Here is a 14,822-nt window from a genome sequence, read left to right as displayed (position 1 = left end):
GATTGAGCAAAAATAACTTTAAAATGATTGAAAATATGGGAATTTAATCAAACTACGAATTATTTTGTGGGGGAATTTGGGCGAAAATAGTAGACTGTAACAGTTCCGGAACTTGTTTCCAAACTACATTTCCTTTTTCACTTTTGATATACAGTTGCATAAAATCTAGTAAGGCTGTGGCACTTTCTCCGGGGGTGAGATTGACGAAGAGATAGGTGGATTTATCTGGACTGACGACAGACACAACACAGCCATGATTGCACGCCCATAAACATCCCACTGGTTGAATTTCTACTTGATTATCTGGGAATTTTTCATTGCATAAAGTGTTTAGTTGATCAAGTAAAATATTGCCATCAAAAGGTGGATTTTCTGGTCTTTTTTCAGGGGAACGGTGGCAGGATTTGCAAACGAGTAACGTATGTTTGGGCATTGGTTTAGTGGTAATTGAATAGCAATATTAAGGAAAATATGGTTAGATATTGGATAGGCTTAACTATTCACTGGAATGCTTCATGCGGCGTGATTCGATTTTTTATAAACTATTTCAACAATCTCCTAGTTTACTGTTTGAACTATTGACAAATCCCCCAGAGAATGCTGATGTATATCGGTTTGACTCGGTGGCTGTCAAAGAACCTAAGTTTGAAATTGATGGGGTGTTTCTACCACCTGAAAATGCAAGTCCAGGTGTGGTGTATTTTTGTGAAGTACAGTTCCAAAAGGACGAAAAGCTTTATGAGCGGGTATTTGCAGAATCATCATTATATTTTTACCGTAATCGTGACAGATTTAGTGATTGGCAAGCAGTAATTATTTATCCGTCGCGTAGTACCGAACAAAGTGATATTTATCCTCATAGAAGTTTACTTAACGGAAACCAAGTGCATCGGGTGTATTTGGATGAGTTAGGAGACATTCGTTCTTTGCCTTTGTGGGTGGCCGCGATGGTATTAACTACTGTCAACGAGGAAGAAGCCCCAGAACAAGCCCGGTATTTGTTAAGTCGAACTCGCGCTGAGTTATCGCCACCAAGTAGTCGTGCGATAATTGAGATAGTTACAACAATCATGACTTATCGGTTTGATCAACTGAGTAGAGTGGAGGTAGAAGCAATGTTAGATATTACACTAAAGGAAACGAGAGTTTATCGGGAAATTAAGCAGGAAGGACGAGAGCAAGGACGGCAAGAAGAGGCTGTTAATTTGGTTACTCGACTTTTGAGGAAGCGGTTTGGAGAACTACCCCAGGAGGTGCGTTCTTTGGTTTCGGGTTTGCCTTTGCCAATGTTGGAAGATTTAGGTGAAGCTTTGCTTGATTTTACCAATGTGGCTGATTTGCAGGCTTGGCTAGAGGCACATCAGTGAACAGTTATCAGTTATCAGTGATCACGGTTTTGCTGTTTTGATTTGGCGGCGACTTGATACCAATAAAGTGTTGAGTTGATCAAGTAATTTGTAGTGTCGCACATTTAATTTTCTGCTCATTCTTCAGATAAACAGTGACAAGATTTGCAGAAGAATAACGTGTGTTTGGACATGGATTTAAGGTGTATTGACAAGATATTTATACAAGTCATCTATTACAGCTTCGGCAGCAAGGGGAGTTCGCGCTCTCCAGATTATAGGGTCTACATAATAAACACGATTTTGTTGAACTGCTTTCAGGGTTTGCCAAAGCGGTTTCTTCTGAAGAATACTTAAGTCACGCTCACCAGTTTCATTACCGCCATGAGCAACGACAAACATCACATCGCCATCAGCCATTTCTAGAGTTTCTTCAGAGAAGTTAATAGCACCTTTTGGGTTGAAACCTTGTGATTCTGGGCGTTGCAGTCCCGCATCTCTTAATACATCGCCAATAAATGAGTTTTCTGTTTCACTATATATACCGCCACAGCAAAAAATGACAAAAGAAATCGTTTTGTTTTTGTAGCGATCGCCTAATGCCATCTTCAGTTGCTCAATGCGCTGATTATAGTGTTGCCAAACCTGCTGTCCAATTTCCTTTCTGTTTAATACCTCAGCCATAAAGTTAAAATACTCTTTCCAATTATCCTGCTTTATGTTGTTGCCTAGCCAATCGTATAAGGCTGTAGGAGCAATGTTTGATAGCTGAGAATAAATTGATTCATGACGATTTTTCCAACTGATGATTATGTCCGGTTGAAGCAGCGTTATACCTTCTATGCTGGGTTGTGCGTTTCTTAATGGTTTTATATCGGTAGTCTTATCCTTTAGGTAAGCAGGAAATTTATTGTCATGTTGGAGAGTGCTGCCAACGGGTTGAATACCAAGGGCGATCGCATTCCCTAAAGAGGCTTCATCCAATACTACAAGACGCTGAGGATTGTTAGGAACACAAGTTTCCCCCATTCCGTGCTGCACTACTCGGCATTCTGGCAATAACTGCTTCGAGCTTGTAGCACTCTGATTGACATTTTTACTACAAGCTGAAACAAGTAAGCAGGTTAAGACACCTAAAAATACTAGATAAGTCAGGCGATGTAAGAATATTTTCATTGCGAGAAAAACTTATTTTTAACATCCTCATTGGTATATTTGAGCAACCTGATAATTTAGGAAAGAGAAGATTGTACTGATTCATCACTTATGATCATGTTGATTGAATACATTAATCTTCCTCCACATCCCCTACTTTAGACTTAAAAGCTAAATTATCAAGTTAAAATCGGTATGAAATTGAACTAGTAATTGCAAAGGGTGAGCCTTGAGACACATTAGCCGCATTCACAGTAGAAGCAACATATCTCGTGTCAAATAGGTTCTCAATTCCCAAGCGAAATGTCAGATTTTCCAGCTGATATGAAGCTCCCAAATCTACACGCACATAGCTAGGAACATCAAAAGAATTAGCATTATCGCCCTGTCTGTCACCCACGTAGACTAGACCACTGTTCAAGCTAAGTCCTCTCAACCCAGGTTGCGTAAAATCATACTTAGCATACAAGCCAAAACTATTGGATGGAGAGTTCACAAAGTTGTTACCTTGCAATCCAGTTGTATTTTTTGTCACTTCTGCATCTAGTAATGTGTAGGCAGCAATTAGGCTGAAGTTATCTGTCACCTTACCTGCCATTTGCAGTTCCAAGCCGCGACTGCGAACCTCACCAACCAGAATACTAAAATCAGGATTGTTAGGGTCAGTCTCTGCAACATTGGTTTGAGTTAGGTCGAAGAGAGCCGCAGTCACACTGAGTCTGTCATTGAGAAAGTTTGCCTTGGCACCGATTTCATACTGAGTTGCAGATTTAGGATCCACGAATCCACCACCTGCTAGATTGCCAAATTGTGGTTCTGCCGATTGGCTAAAACTAGCATAGACTGATGCAGAATCCGTGAGGTTATAAACTAACCCCAGTGTCGGAGAAAGGAAAGTTGTTTTTTGAGTGTTTTCATTATTAAACTCTGCATCAAACCAGCCGTAACGTAGACCAGCTAAGATGCGAAACCTTCCCAGCGTGATAAAGTCCTGGATGTATACGCCATAATCTGTATTACTAAAAATTGACCTACTAGGAGCCAAATCAGTTGGCAATGATTCACCAAAGGTAGGATTAAAAACATCAATATTACCGAAGAAGATATTTCTACTATTTCCAGTGAAATCTGAGCGGAATCTGCTATATTCAAAGCCTGCCAATAATTTGTGTTCAGATGCTCCTATTTTGAAATTACCTCTTACCTCACTTCGTAAGTTGAATTGAGTGTAGCTATCAGTAAGTGGATTTCTGTAGAGGTACTCAAGTGTATCTCCGTTAAATCGAAAGGCAGAAAGAGTAAATGAATCTCGGTAAATGTCTAAGTATTGACCGTTTAAACTGAGTGACCAGTTCTTGCTTAAAGGCTGCTCAAAATAAGCACTCACACGATAATTATCACGCTGACTGCGATCGCGCGGATCAACATAACTGCGATCGTAAAGAAATTCATTGTTAAAAAATTTGATCCCGGAATTAAAATTTTGTCGTTGCTGATAATACTCTGTTTCAACCGTTAAAGAACTACCGTTACCGGGCAACCAAGTAATCGAAGGAGCAACTAGGAGGCGATTATCCTCAACATTGGCATAAAAAGAGTCTGCTTCCTGTACCGCAGCTACGAGACGGTAAAGTAGCGTCTGATCAGAATTAAGTGGCCCTGTAAAATCCACTTCTCCACGGTAAGAGTTAAAACTGCCTGCTTGAAAGGTAACAGTGTTACTTGGTATTGCTTGTGGCTTCTTGGTGACATAATTGACTAAACCTCCCGGTGTGCCTGTGCCGTAGAGTAAGGAAGATAGTCCTTTAAGAATTTCAATGCGATCAATGTTTGCCAAATCCCGTACAACAAAACGTTGACTGTCTCGCAAACCATTGATGTAAGTTTGTCGCGCAACGCTAAAGCCACGAATTGTGAATTCGGGAATATTTCCTCCTTGGATATCGCCTCCTCCCGTTCCTCTAGTAACGCCAGGAACAAAGGGAATCAAATCTTCTCCACGCTTGGGAGCGATATCTTCAATCAATTCCCTGGGAATCACCCCAATAGAAGCAGGTGTTTCCAGGAGTGAAACATCTAATCGTGTGCCAGAGGTCGCATCGGTTACACGATACCCCGTATCCTGCTGTCCGGTCACTATCAATTCAATCGGCTCATCACCCTGCGCTGATGGTTCCTCTTGTGGTGTTTCACTTGTCGGCTGCTCTATTTCAGGCTGCATTGCAGTTGCAGCAGGTGTGAAACCAAAAATCAACCCTTCGTTACTGTCAAATAACTCAACCGTTGGCAATCCTGTTTCACCCGCCACTGTCACCCGAATAGTATTAGCATCAACATTAGTAACCGTTATCTGTGTAATCCCCTCAATTGGGTTTTGGGAACGGAATGTAAACCCATCGCCACTGGGTAAACGTAATTGAGCATTGGGAATATCAGCGATAAAGTTATTCTCAGCACTACTATTAGTAATTTGCAGTTGTTCGCCTTGAGTCGTCTGTAATATCACCTCCACACCGTTATCAGTGGGATTAGCTTGCACCCCCGTCACCTGTATTACCTCTGAAGATGCTGGCGACTGTACAAGTAATTCTGCACTCTGGGAAACCTGCGAAATCTCATTCAGTTGAAGAATCTTTCTGTTTGATTTCTCTGACTTCGCTCTTTGCAAAGAACTTGCAACTTGAGACGGAAAATCTCGGTGCTTCCTATGACTAGCAGTCAATACTGGAGATTTACTGTTTCTGACTCCCAGGGTGTCCTTGAATATAGATTCTCCTACCCTCGCCGTAGAAGATTCGCCTTGATTTACCTCACTTCTAGCAGGAGTGCCAATCAAAACCACAACTGCACCCGTCAGCAACAGACTTTGAAACAATTTATCTAACTTCATTTATTTACCTACACTCCCTGACACCACTTGGCAGTATTAAGAAATCTTCCTAACTAAACTGGCAGTGTATGTATAATATGGGATGCGGATTTTGATTTTGAACGCTAGACGGATTTTTTTTGAACGCTAGACGGATTTTTCTGATACTGAAAGTATTGTTTGGGATTTAAGCCGAACTTTTTGCGGAAAGCGGAGGCAAAATAACTGCGACTGTCAAAACCTACCCTAAATGCCACTTCTTCAACGTTCATTTCTCCTAATACTAAAAGTTGTTTGGCTTTTTCTAGGCGATAGTCGTGCAAATATTTAAATGCAGATGTGCCGAAAACTTGACGAAACCCACGCTTCAATTTGAAGTCATTTAACCCTACTTGCCGTGCTAACTCCATCAGGCTGGGTGGATTTTCTAAATTATCTAGTAAAATTTCTTTAGCTTGGTAAATTTTTTCCACATCACTCAAATCCCTTGGTGGAGAGCGATAATTAGAAATATTCTGCTCTTGGAATTGCTGACAATGAAGGGTAATCAATTCCACAGCCTTACTTTCTAGATACATCTGCTTCAGATATCCTTGATGGGGACACTGAAGAATATGAGATAATACAACCCACATTTCCTGTGTGATTTCCCCTTGCTGGTAATAAGGCTGTAATTTATCGCCCATTAAGGCTTGACGCAGAGAAATTGGGATCTGTTCTAAGTCTTCGTCGCCAAAACTTGAGAAAAATTCCTGCGGTTCGATTTTTAGATAAATTCGGGAATACTTCTCTCCGGCTTTCCAATACTCAGTTTCTTTGATGTCGCAGTTACATTCTGAATAATATCTGCCTACTGATTCATCAGTCTCGTCAGTTAAACCGTGGCGTTCAATTCTCACTTTTCCTGAGAGAAAAAAACTTAACCCAAATTGAGATTCATCGAAACTATCTCTCATCCACACAAGGTCATCAGTAAACTCTAGTTGGTTGATTAAAATAGATAATCCACTGCGTAACTTTGTCCAGCAGTCACGAATATGACAGACATCGAGAATCTTTCCTTGGCGGATAGTTTCAACTCCCTTTGTTTGAATGGAAAGTATACCCTTTTGCTGACTTTCTGCCTTGAGTTCTTGCCAGTCTGTATCTGTAAGAATTTTGGTCATGGTTTAATGATAATTTATCTCATTGTCAAGTTGATATATGAATAGGGCTAAGGCGCTGCTTGGAAGTTACCCGAAAGACAAAACTATACAATAGACATCTGGTAAAAATTAAATATGCGGTTTCTAGAAACCTTGTAGAGACGTTTCATGGAACGTCTCTACATTCTTTTTCAGATTAGCTCTTTAACCAGTTATTTAAATAAGAAATATTCTTAATTATTGCATGAAATGGACTGTATGAAAACTAACCATGTATCAAGTTACTTGTTCTAATTCTTTTGACTGTGATCACGAACAGTCTATCTAGTTAAATATAATATTTGCTTAATAAGTATAAAATTTAACTGTAATTAGGGGCAGAAGAAAGGCGATCGCCCTCCCCCAAGAGTATGCGATCGCTTGTCAGCGAATGACCGAATTAATTCGATCATGATAAAATTTCATCTCTCACAACAATCCGCGATAATGAATAAAAACTAACATCACCGACCACGACCCCAACGCCACTTTGACTGCAACTAAGATATTCAGCAAAGGTATCACACCACCACTGACAAGTGCGCCCAAATCTCCGTGGGGTAACTCAAATCCTGCCAAAGTTATCACCGCCAGTACAATAAAAATCAGTACTGAAACCTTTTCCCATCTAGCGGCATTCCAGCGCGTGTAAATCGCCTGCATCCACTCCGATGATGAGGTAATTGCAATCAGTCCGATAGCCGTACCACCCGCTACCCCAGCCGCAAAACCACCGCCCGGACTCAGATGACCCCTAATCGCCAGCTCGATACCTACCAATGAGCAAATAGTCGCTCCCAGACGCGCCAAAATCATGGATGGTTCATCTGTAAACTGATAGATAGTGCAGAAGGGTCTTTCATCAGCCAGCAGAAAACGCGCACCCATAACCGCGATGGTAAATACTACTACTTCAAAAATAGTGTCATACAGCCGATTCCTGAGAATGATACCCGTAACTGCATTAGGTACTCCACTATCTTGTACAACCGATTTGACGATAGAGATATCCGATAAATCCGGTGTTCGATTGGGCATGATCAGAAATATCATGTAAAGCGCTATTCCGGCTGCAATGTAGACCCATTTCATAGATGTTTCTCCCCTGATTCTGGTACATTTACATAGGTCAATATTGTATCTGGTAATAAAAGGTCGGTTTGCATAATGTCATAAATGCGTCGAACCCTGGTTTCGGTGTGATAGAGTTGCTTTTCCTCTCCACTGGTTGCGAGGTCTTGATCATTGTGTTCTTGTGATCGCCGGACACAAGTTGCATGGACTTCTTTATCCATCAGCGCCCGGTGCAAAGCTTGAATATTTGTGTAAGGGACTAACTCCAGACGCATATAGTATTTGCTAAAAATTGTGCGGAAATTATCCATCAGTGGCCCAAGATGGCCTGTGGCTATATCTTCGGCTAGAGAATTTTCATCTGCTGCCTCTAACTCAGAGGACTCATCTTGAAGCACACCCAGACGCATCACCAGAGAAGAACGCACTGCGATCGCATAAAGCGTAATCCCCAGCAAAGTCCCCATTAATGCTTGAGTCAAAGCCACATCCGCCGCCCCCAAAACGGCAAATACCAATGTCGCCACAGCTCCCAGTATTCCCTGAACTACCAGGGCATTGTATGGATTAACCTGAATTACCAGCATTAACGCGGATAACGGCAACAAGGCGGTGATTATATACACATAACTATTATCATTCATGGCGATCATTGGGACTAGAACAATATGCCAAAACATAACCCAGCACTGTATTCCAGATAGCCAAAGAGATGATGCCCAGAAGGAGTAGCGGCCATTCACTGGGTATCTTCAGCAGTAACCCAAAAATGATACTCATGGAGCCGAGGGTATCTGCAACCGAAAGACTATGTAGTTTAAATAATACCGAGCGATGACCGAGTAGGGGTAAAGTTCCCCAAAACCAGAAGAAAAGACCTAAGCATAAGCAGGTATAACTCAACAAGTCAATCATAAATCACTCATGCGTTTAAGTAGATGTGCCAATAACATTAATCCGGCATTACCCACACTGAGAATAATAATCCCGACAACACCAATCATCCAATCATCACGTAAGACAGATACCATCAGAATCATGATTGATGTTTTGGTGGCAATACTGGCAAAAGCCAACATTTTTTGCCAAATATCATCATCTTGCCAAGCTTCATACATGGGTATGAGCAGGGCTAAAATCATGGCAAACAATATCAGATTCACACTTTCCTCCTCCGTCTCACCAGGTGTACTTCATACAACCCCTGTTCGTGATATTTCAAGACAATCGTTTTGGGCGTAAAGGTAATCAGGAATATATCTAGGAATATGAGTCCAGGTGTACGTTGAGGTTTGACTCGTTCCATGATCACATCTTCGTGGTTATGGGGACGAAAGATGATTTCAAATGCCTCAATATAGGCCTGGGGAATGGCTACTATCACCTCACCTAGTACACGTAACCAATCTCTTAATGCTTCCGGCACTTTTTGACGACCAGGTAATAATAGGGCGATGCTGACACCAATAATAATATTAGCCAGACTCAAATCAGAGGTAAGCAAAAACCAAATAGTCAGTCGCAATATCAGATTTAGATGTCCAATCATGCTAATACCATCCCCAACAGCAAAAGCAACATCAAACTCATTACTCCAATCAGATGTTCAAGTTGCTCAAGCACACGTGGTAAGCTGACAACTAACCGTTGAAAAATTAAAAAATGTGCCAACCAGCCAATACCGATGATCGCTAATGATTTGGTGATATTTGCCACAGTGTACGCCTCATAGTAAAGACTACTTGAAGCAATGAGCGCGCCTAGTAATAGGATCAGTGGTGGCCAAAAACCAGGTTTGACATCCTTTCCTTGTCCATGCGGCAGAAAGACGAATTTGGCATAGACGATTGCAGTTCCTACAGCCCCAATATTCATTAACATAACTTGCCAAGGAAGAACATTTTTCAGCGTCAGCATCTTAGCCCCAAAGCCAACCAGTAAGGGACAACCCGATATTGAAAGACTACCCATGACAAGGGCAATCCACAGCGCATTATTAATTGGCTGATTTTGCAATTCCTTGAAGTCTCGACTGGGTAAGTTACCTGCAATCAGGAAAAGCGTTGATTTTGCCAGTCCGTGTCCCAAGGCATAAAAACCTGCTACCTCTGGTGCAACGAGAAGCCAGCCTAGCTGAGAAATACTACTCAACGCCAGCAAACGCTTCGTATCCTTTTCAAATAAGGCATAAATTACGCCCAGAAACGCTGTGGCTACTCCAAATATCCTGACAATGGGATCAATCTCTGGCACTAGCAAAGCACAGCGCACCAAGGGAAATACACCAGTTTTGACAACAACTCCTGACAGCATGGCCGACACTGGCGTTTCTGATTCGGAGTGTGTCAAGGGTAGCCACAATCCTGATACAAATATTCCCCCTTTTGTCAAGAGTCCGACAAAGATTAAGGCGATCGCCTCGGTAGGTGCTTTACTTAACCCAGAAAAAGCAAATGAACCATTCGCCTCATAGACCAACACCGCGCCCACCAGATAAAACAGCATTGCCGTATTACTGACAAACATATAGCGTAAAGCTACCCAAATCGACCGATTGGTTCGGGTATAGGCAATCAAGAGAAACGCCGCAATCCCAATTACCTCTAACGCCACATATAAACTGATGAAATCCGCAGAGACAAAAGCGGCGTTAACGCTGCCATGCAAAATAGCAATTTGTGTATAAAAGAAAGCCGTTTTATCAGTGCGCCAACAGTAGAGGATCACCGCAGTAGTTACCACTGCATTTGTCAATATAAAGTAACCACTTAATTGATCAACTACTAAGGTGACACCGAAACTATCCAGTAAATTTAGTGTCAACTGGGACTGGTTAAAAAATAGCGACAACGCATATCCAGCCGAAACCAGCGCTACACCCAAGGCGAGGTATCGGTCAAGTTTGGGAAGCAGATAAATAACGAATCCCAAAAACAACGGTAATGCGATCCATGCAATAGTAATGTTATTCATGGCGTGTTATTTTTCTCAATTTCGTTGCTTTCCAAGGTCGGATTATCCCGTGCTAGCTTCATTACACCCACCAGCATTATGGCCTGAATCGAAAATCCGATCACAATTGCCGTCAATATAACCGCTTGGGGAACTGGGTCAGCATAAGCTGGATTTTCTCCGGTGATAACAATCGGTGTAAAAAAGCCCTTTCGTGATGCAATCAGCACGTAATAGGCGATAACCCCCGTACTCATCACATCCATAGAGATGATCTTCATCACCAGGTTCTTTTTCAGGATAATGCCAAAAAATCCGCACAATATTGTGGCGAATATATATGCTTCTAACACGGTAATGACCTGTTGGATAGTGGGATAAAATTAGCTATTAAAGCACAGTGTAAATAAACAGATTAGTCAAAAGTCAAAAAGCCTAGATAATCAGCTTTTTGACTTTTGACCCCTCGACTTCGCTCAGGGTAAACTTTTGATTTCCGCGTAGCGGTGCTAGCCTAATAAATTGGCTTTCTCTAAAGATTCTTTTTCTGCTGGCGATTGTTTAAATGCAAACCGCAATAAAGGCGGTGCTAAAAAGGTTGTTAAAATCACCATAATAATGATCGCCGCTTGTAATGGTTTATCAAGAGTACCACTAGCTGCACCAATCCCCGCAAATACTAACCCAACTTCACCACGGGGAATCATTCCTGCACCAACCGCTAACCGGTTAATTTTAGCTTGGCCGAAAACCGCCCAACCTGTAACAATTTTACCGATAATCGCTATCACCAGTAAGAAGGTAGCAATAATTAATCCTTCGCGATTTTCTGGAATGAAAGGATTCAGAACGCCTAAATCAACTTTCGCGCCAACTGTCACAAAGAAAACTGGGACTAAAATATCCGCGATGGGTTTAACCTGCTCATCTAGTTCTTTGCGTTTATCGGTTTCATCCAAAACTAAGCCAGCCGCAAATGCGCCTAAAATAGCTTCTAGATGAATGGCATTACCTAGAAAAGCCATGAAGAAGGCAAAGATTAAAGCCGGGATAATTAAGTTTCCTCGCGTTTGCAATTTATTGGCAATGGCGACAAAAGTTTGATTGAAATATTTGCCTAATAAAATAGCACCAATCAGAAAGACTGTAGCGCTAACAATCAGATAAATGACGTTGAGAATATCAATCTCACCAGTTTTAGCAAGACTCGCAACTACTGCCAAAACAATGATGCCTAAAATATCATCAATGACTGCTGCACCGACAATAATTTGACCTTCACGAGATTTTAACTGCCCAATTTCTGACAAAACTTTGGAGGTAATACCAATACTAGTAGCTGTCAGTGCCGCACCAGCAAAAATCGCTGGAATTACTGGGACATTAAAGAGCAACATCAATCCTGTAGTACCGGCCGCAAAAGGAACAGCGACCCCAACACAAGCAACAACTACCGCTTGTGAACCGACTTTCTGCAATTCTTTTAAGTCCGATTCTAGACCAATTTCAAATAACAGAATAATCACACCCAGTTCAGCGAGAACGGAAACGATTTCACTCTGACTTTGAAAAATTGATGTTACTGCTTCGGGACTGATGTTGTTAATAAATTGCAGGATAGTCATAATGATGGAGTCTGAAGCAGCTGCACCACTGTCAGGAAACACCACCAACTTTAGTGCTGAAGCCCCTACCACTACGCCACCAAGTAACTCACCTAAAACGGGAGGCAAATCTATCATTTTAGACAATTCACCGCCAATTTTACTGGCAAGATAAATGACTATTAAACTGAGTAATACACCAGCTAAGACAATAGGGGCATTTTCAGCTTCGTTGGTAGTTGCGAGTAAAGGATTTTGCCACACGGAGTTAACTATTAATTCTGAAAAAATCATGTTATCTGTCTGTTGTGTTGATGAATTCTGCGGTTAGATTAAGTCCTTGGAGAAATACAAAAGTAATTGTGAAATAGTGGGTAGTTATAGCAACCGCCAAGGTGGTTAGGACATAACAAAATTCCAAAACCCATTCACAGCAAGCATTTCAATTTTGACTTTTGACTTTTGACTTTTGACTTCTGCAACGCCTACCATGCTTCATTAAGTTTGATATCCGTAGGTATCAGGATCACTGACTGTGGAGCCATATTCACTAGTAGCAGCAACATTTCTACTGTGGGCAGAAAGATCAACTAAAGCCAAAGCTTGTTTAAGTGCCTCGGAACGATTCATAAAGAAATGATGTGAAGGTACGAATTTCTCAATGCCAAATTTTTCTAAGCGGCGTTTAACTTTGCCAGCTGCACCAACAACTAATATTTGACGACCTTGCTCATGAGCATCTTGGATAGCATTTTCAATTGCCAAAGAAGCTGTTACACCCAACATAGGGACATCGCTGATATCTAAAATCAGCACATCAGAATCTGCCATTGCTGAATGTTCACGCGCGATCGCTTTGGAAACTCCAAAAATCATCGGTCCACTCAAGTAGAATAATAGGACACGTCCATTAGCTTGATCAAGTAATTGCTTCTCTTCATCGTTCAAGACAATGGCATCATCCGCATCGGTAATCGTCTTCACATCCTGAGCTTGTAATTGAGAAAGACGTTCGATAGTTAAGATGTTGGCAATGAAAACTCCCACGCCGACGGCAACAATCAAGTCAACAAATACGGTTAAGAACATCACACCGTACATAATCAGCGCACCCTTCACGGATACCTTATGAGCGCGTTGCAAAAAGCTCCAGTCGAGAATGTCAATCCCCACCTTAAGAGCAATACCAGCCAATACTGCCATTGGGATAGGTTGAGTTAAAACAGCTGCCCACAAAACTACCACCAGTAAAATCAAAGCACGAGTCAAACCAGATACAGCCGTTCTCGCACCAGTCTGGATGTTCACGACCGTTCCCATCGTTGCACCAGCACCAGGGAGTCCACCACATAAACCAGATACGATGTTACCGATACCTTGACCAATTAATTCCTTATCAGACTTGTGTTCAGTACGAGTCAAACTATCTGCAATTACTGCTGTTAATAAGGTATCAATACAACCTAACATTCCCAACATTGCTGCATCAACGAGCATTCCCCGGATTTCTGATACACTGAAGGTAGGTATTTGCAACGTTGGCAGTCCCATTGGGATTTCGCCAATCCGTCTGATGTCAAAATCCCCGAAAAATACCAGGGAAACTATTGTTACTAATACTAATGCCACTAATTGTGGTGGTACAAAGCGCTTGACTTTAGATGGCATTAAGAAAATAATTGCCAAAGTCATCGCTCCCAAAGCTGTTTCCACAGGATTAATATTTGCGAACAGCTGGGGTAAATTTTGCACCGTTCCTAATACGCCACCTTTAGGACTGGATTGACCCAGAAAAGGAGCAATTTGCAACAAGACCAGGATGACTCCAATCCCAGACATGAAGCCGGAAATTACGCTGTAGGGCATGAGGGTAATATATTTACCCAGCTTGAATACTCCCAATAAGATTTGAAATACCCCGGCTAGCATCACTACTGTAAATGCCATTGCCAAGCCGTTTTCTGGGTTCTTGGCAATCATGGAACTGACAACAGCAGTCATGATTACGGTCATCGGCCCGGTAGGTTCAGAAATCAGGGTTGGTGTCCCACCAAATAAGGCGGCGAAAAAGCCAACGCAAACTGCACCATAAAGACCAGCCGCAGGCCCCGCACCAGAGGCGGCTCCGAACGCTAACGCTAGGGGTAAGGAAACGATCGCGGCGGTTAAACCACCGAATAAATCGCCGCGTAAGTTTCTAAAATTGATCGTATTAGTGAATGTCATGCGAGATTTGTGGTTAGGCAAATAGTAAAATTTGGATTTTTGAAAATTGCCAGCTACTTTCAGGAAGTTTCATGTTTTATGATCATGGAAAATTCAGCCAAGAAAGGTTTAATTCTTTGCAAAGCAGTAGACGCTATTTTTTTTATACGTGGCGATTCGCTGAATACGAATCACTTATAGACAAATCTTAGATCCAAGACATCTAAAAAACTTGAGCCAAAAAACTTACATAAATACAAGTTTTTCTGACAGCTAATTTTTATGGCGTTAAAGATAGTTTACAGCCTAGTGGGTCAATATGATTAATAGACTAACCTAAATATAAAAGAAATATTAAATTGCTTTCATAGATAAAAGGTTATGGATATTAAATAAATTAAATCTAAATAATTGAATCTATAACTAAAACTTA

Annotated in this window: 14 protein-coding genes; 1 reads left to right on the top strand and 13 read right to left on the bottom strand. The window is 41.5% G+C overall.

Annotation, left to right across the window (positions count from 1 at the left end; genetic code table 11):
* Nucleotides 1-52: 52 nt before the first annotated feature.
* Nucleotides 53-433: a DUF1636 family protein gene (locus ACM0OW_RS15590; protein WP_414551049.1), complete on the bottom strand. Its 381-nt coding sequence runs from the start codon at nucleotides 431-433 to the stop codon at nucleotides 53-55.
* A gap of 82 nt (nucleotides 434-515) precedes the next feature.
* Here ACM0OW_RS15590 and ACM0OW_RS15585 point away from each other — a divergent pair, with 82 nt between their 5' ends.
* Nucleotides 516-1,367 (top strand): Rpn family recombination-promoting nuclease/putative transposase, encoded by an 852-nt coding sequence (locus ACM0OW_RS15585; protein ID WP_414551047.1) that lies wholly within the window; start codon nucleotides 516-518, stop codon nucleotides 1,365-1,367.
* Between the two features lie 177 nt (nucleotides 1,368-1,544).
* Here ACM0OW_RS15585 and ACM0OW_RS15580 read toward each other — a convergent pair whose 3' ends face one another.
* The 12 genes from ACM0OW_RS15580 to ACM0OW_RS15525 all read right to left on the bottom strand — a co-directional run bounded on the left by ACM0OW_RS15580 (nucleotide 1,545) and on the right by ACM0OW_RS15525 (nucleotide 14,410).
* Complete coding sequence (locus ACM0OW_RS15580) at nucleotides 1,545-2,522, bottom strand: ABC transporter substrate-binding protein (protein WP_414551045.1); 978 nt, start codon at nucleotides 2,520-2,522, stop codon at nucleotides 1,545-1,547.
* Nucleotides 2,523-2,685: 163 nt separating this feature from the next.
* A complete protein-coding gene (locus ACM0OW_RS15575; RefSeq protein ID WP_414551043.1) occupies nucleotides 2,686-5,391 on the bottom strand; it encodes a TonB-dependent siderophore receptor in 2,706 nt (901 codons plus the stop codon).
* Between the two features lie 104 nt (nucleotides 5,392-5,495).
* Nucleotides 5,496-6,536 (bottom strand): helix-turn-helix transcriptional regulator, encoded by a 1,041-nt coding sequence (locus ACM0OW_RS15570; protein WP_414551042.1) that lies wholly within the window; start codon nucleotides 6,534-6,536, stop codon nucleotides 5,496-5,498.
* 447 nt (nucleotides 6,537-6,983) lie between these two features.
* Entirely contained in the window at nucleotides 6,984-7,646 is a 663-nt protein-coding gene (locus ACM0OW_RS15565; RefSeq protein ID WP_414551040.1) for a Na(+)/H(+) antiporter subunit B, read from the bottom strand.
* Nucleotides 7,643-8,272 carry a DUF4040 domain-containing protein gene (locus ACM0OW_RS15560; RefSeq protein ID WP_414551039.1) on the bottom strand — a complete coding sequence of 210 codons (630 nt, stop codon included), beginning with the start codon at nucleotides 8,270-8,272 and terminating at the stop codon, nucleotides 7,643-7,645. Before ACM0OW_RS15560 ends, ACM0OW_RS15565 begins: the two co-directional genes overlap by 4 nt.
* Entirely contained in the window at nucleotides 8,265-8,543 is a 279-nt protein-coding gene (locus ACM0OW_RS15555; protein ID WP_323215497.1) for a monovalent cation/H(+) antiporter subunit G, read from the bottom strand. The genes ACM0OW_RS15560 and ACM0OW_RS15555 overlap by 8 nt, the downstream gene beginning before the upstream one ends.
* A complete protein-coding gene (locus ACM0OW_RS15550; protein WP_414551037.1) occupies nucleotides 8,540-8,791 on the bottom strand; it encodes a hypothetical protein in 252 nt (83 codons plus the stop codon). Before ACM0OW_RS15550 ends, ACM0OW_RS15555 begins: the two co-directional genes overlap by 4 nt.
* Entirely contained in the window at nucleotides 8,788-9,177 is a 390-nt protein-coding gene (locus ACM0OW_RS15545) for a Na+/H+ antiporter subunit E (RefSeq protein ID WP_414551035.1), read from the bottom strand. Before ACM0OW_RS15545 ends, ACM0OW_RS15550 begins: the two co-directional genes overlap by 4 nt.
* Complete coding sequence (locus ACM0OW_RS15540) at nucleotides 9,174-10,601, bottom strand: cation:proton antiporter (protein WP_414551033.1); 1,428 nt, start codon at nucleotides 10,599-10,601, stop codon at nucleotides 9,174-9,176. Before ACM0OW_RS15540 ends, ACM0OW_RS15545 begins: the two co-directional genes overlap by 4 nt.
* On the bottom strand, nucleotides 10,598-10,933 hold the full coding sequence (locus ACM0OW_RS15535) for a cation:proton antiporter subunit C (RefSeq protein ID WP_414551031.1): 336 nt from the start codon (nucleotides 10,931-10,933) through the stop codon (nucleotides 10,598-10,600). The genes ACM0OW_RS15540 and ACM0OW_RS15535 overlap by 4 nt, the downstream gene beginning before the upstream one ends.
* 156 nt (nucleotides 10,934-11,089) lie before the next feature.
* Nucleotides 11,090-12,478, bottom strand: a complete 1,389-nt coding sequence (locus ACM0OW_RS15530) for a cation:proton antiporter (RefSeq protein WP_414551029.1) — start codon at nucleotides 12,476-12,478, stop codon at nucleotides 11,090-11,092.
* Nucleotides 12,479-12,682: 204 nt separating this feature from the next.
* A complete protein-coding gene (locus ACM0OW_RS15525) occupies nucleotides 12,683-14,410 on the bottom strand; it encodes a SulP family inorganic anion transporter (protein WP_414551028.1) in 1,728 nt (575 codons plus the stop codon).
* Between the last annotated feature and the right edge of the window lie 412 nt (nucleotides 14,411-14,822).

The sequence above is a fragment of the Anabaena sp. CCY 0017 genome (genome assembly GCF_963920885.1).
GTDB lineage: Bacteria > Cyanobacteriota > Cyanobacteriia > Cyanobacteriales > Nostocaceae > Nodularia.
Note: the sequence above shows the minus strand (reverse complement) of the source record. Positions and strands in the feature narration are given on the sequence as shown.

Excerpts from the sequence above, each read along its gene's own strand:
- ACM0OW_RS15590 (WP_414551049.1), bottom strand. The coding sequence starts at position 433 with ATGCCCAAACATACGTTACTCGTTTGCAAATCCTGCCACCGTTCCCCT.
- ACM0OW_RS15585 (WP_414551047.1), top strand. The coding sequence starts at position 516 with ATGCGGCGTGATTCGATTTTTTATAAACTATTTCAACAATCTCCTAGT.
- ACM0OW_RS15580 (WP_414551045.1), bottom strand. The coding sequence starts at position 2,522 with ATGAAAATATTCTTACATCGCCTGACTTATCTAGTATTTTTAGGTGTC.
- ACM0OW_RS15575 (WP_414551043.1), bottom strand. The coding sequence starts at position 5,391 with ATGAAGTTAGATAAATTGTTTCAAAGTCTGTTGCTGACGGGTGCAGTT.
- ACM0OW_RS15570 (WP_414551042.1), bottom strand. The coding sequence starts at position 6,536 with ATGACCAAAATTCTTACAGATACAGACTGGCAAGAACTCAAGGCAGAA.
- ACM0OW_RS15565 (WP_414551040.1), bottom strand. The coding sequence starts at position 7,646 with ATGAAATGGGTCTACATTGCAGCCGGAATAGCGCTTTACATGATATTT.
- ACM0OW_RS15560 (WP_414551039.1), bottom strand. The coding sequence starts at position 8,272 with ATGAATGATAATAGTTATGTGTATATAATCACCGCCTTGTTGCCGTTA.
- ACM0OW_RS15555 (WP_323215497.1), bottom strand. The coding sequence starts at position 8,543 with ATGATTGACTTGTTGAGTTATACCTGCTTATGCTTAGGTCTTTTCTTC.
- ACM0OW_RS15545 (WP_414551035.1), bottom strand. The coding sequence starts at position 9,177 with ATGATTGGACATCTAAATCTGATATTGCGACTGACTATTTGGTTTTTG.
- ACM0OW_RS15540 (WP_414551033.1), bottom strand. The coding sequence starts at position 10,601 with ATGAATAACATTACTATTGCATGGATCGCATTACCGTTGTTTTTGGGA.
- ACM0OW_RS15530 (WP_414551029.1), bottom strand. The coding sequence starts at position 12,478 with ATGATTTTTTCAGAATTAATAGTTAACTCCGTGTGGCAAAATCCTTTA.
- ACM0OW_RS15525 (WP_414551028.1), bottom strand. The coding sequence starts at position 14,410 with ATGACATTCACTAATACGATCAATTTTAGAAACTTACGCGGCGATTTA.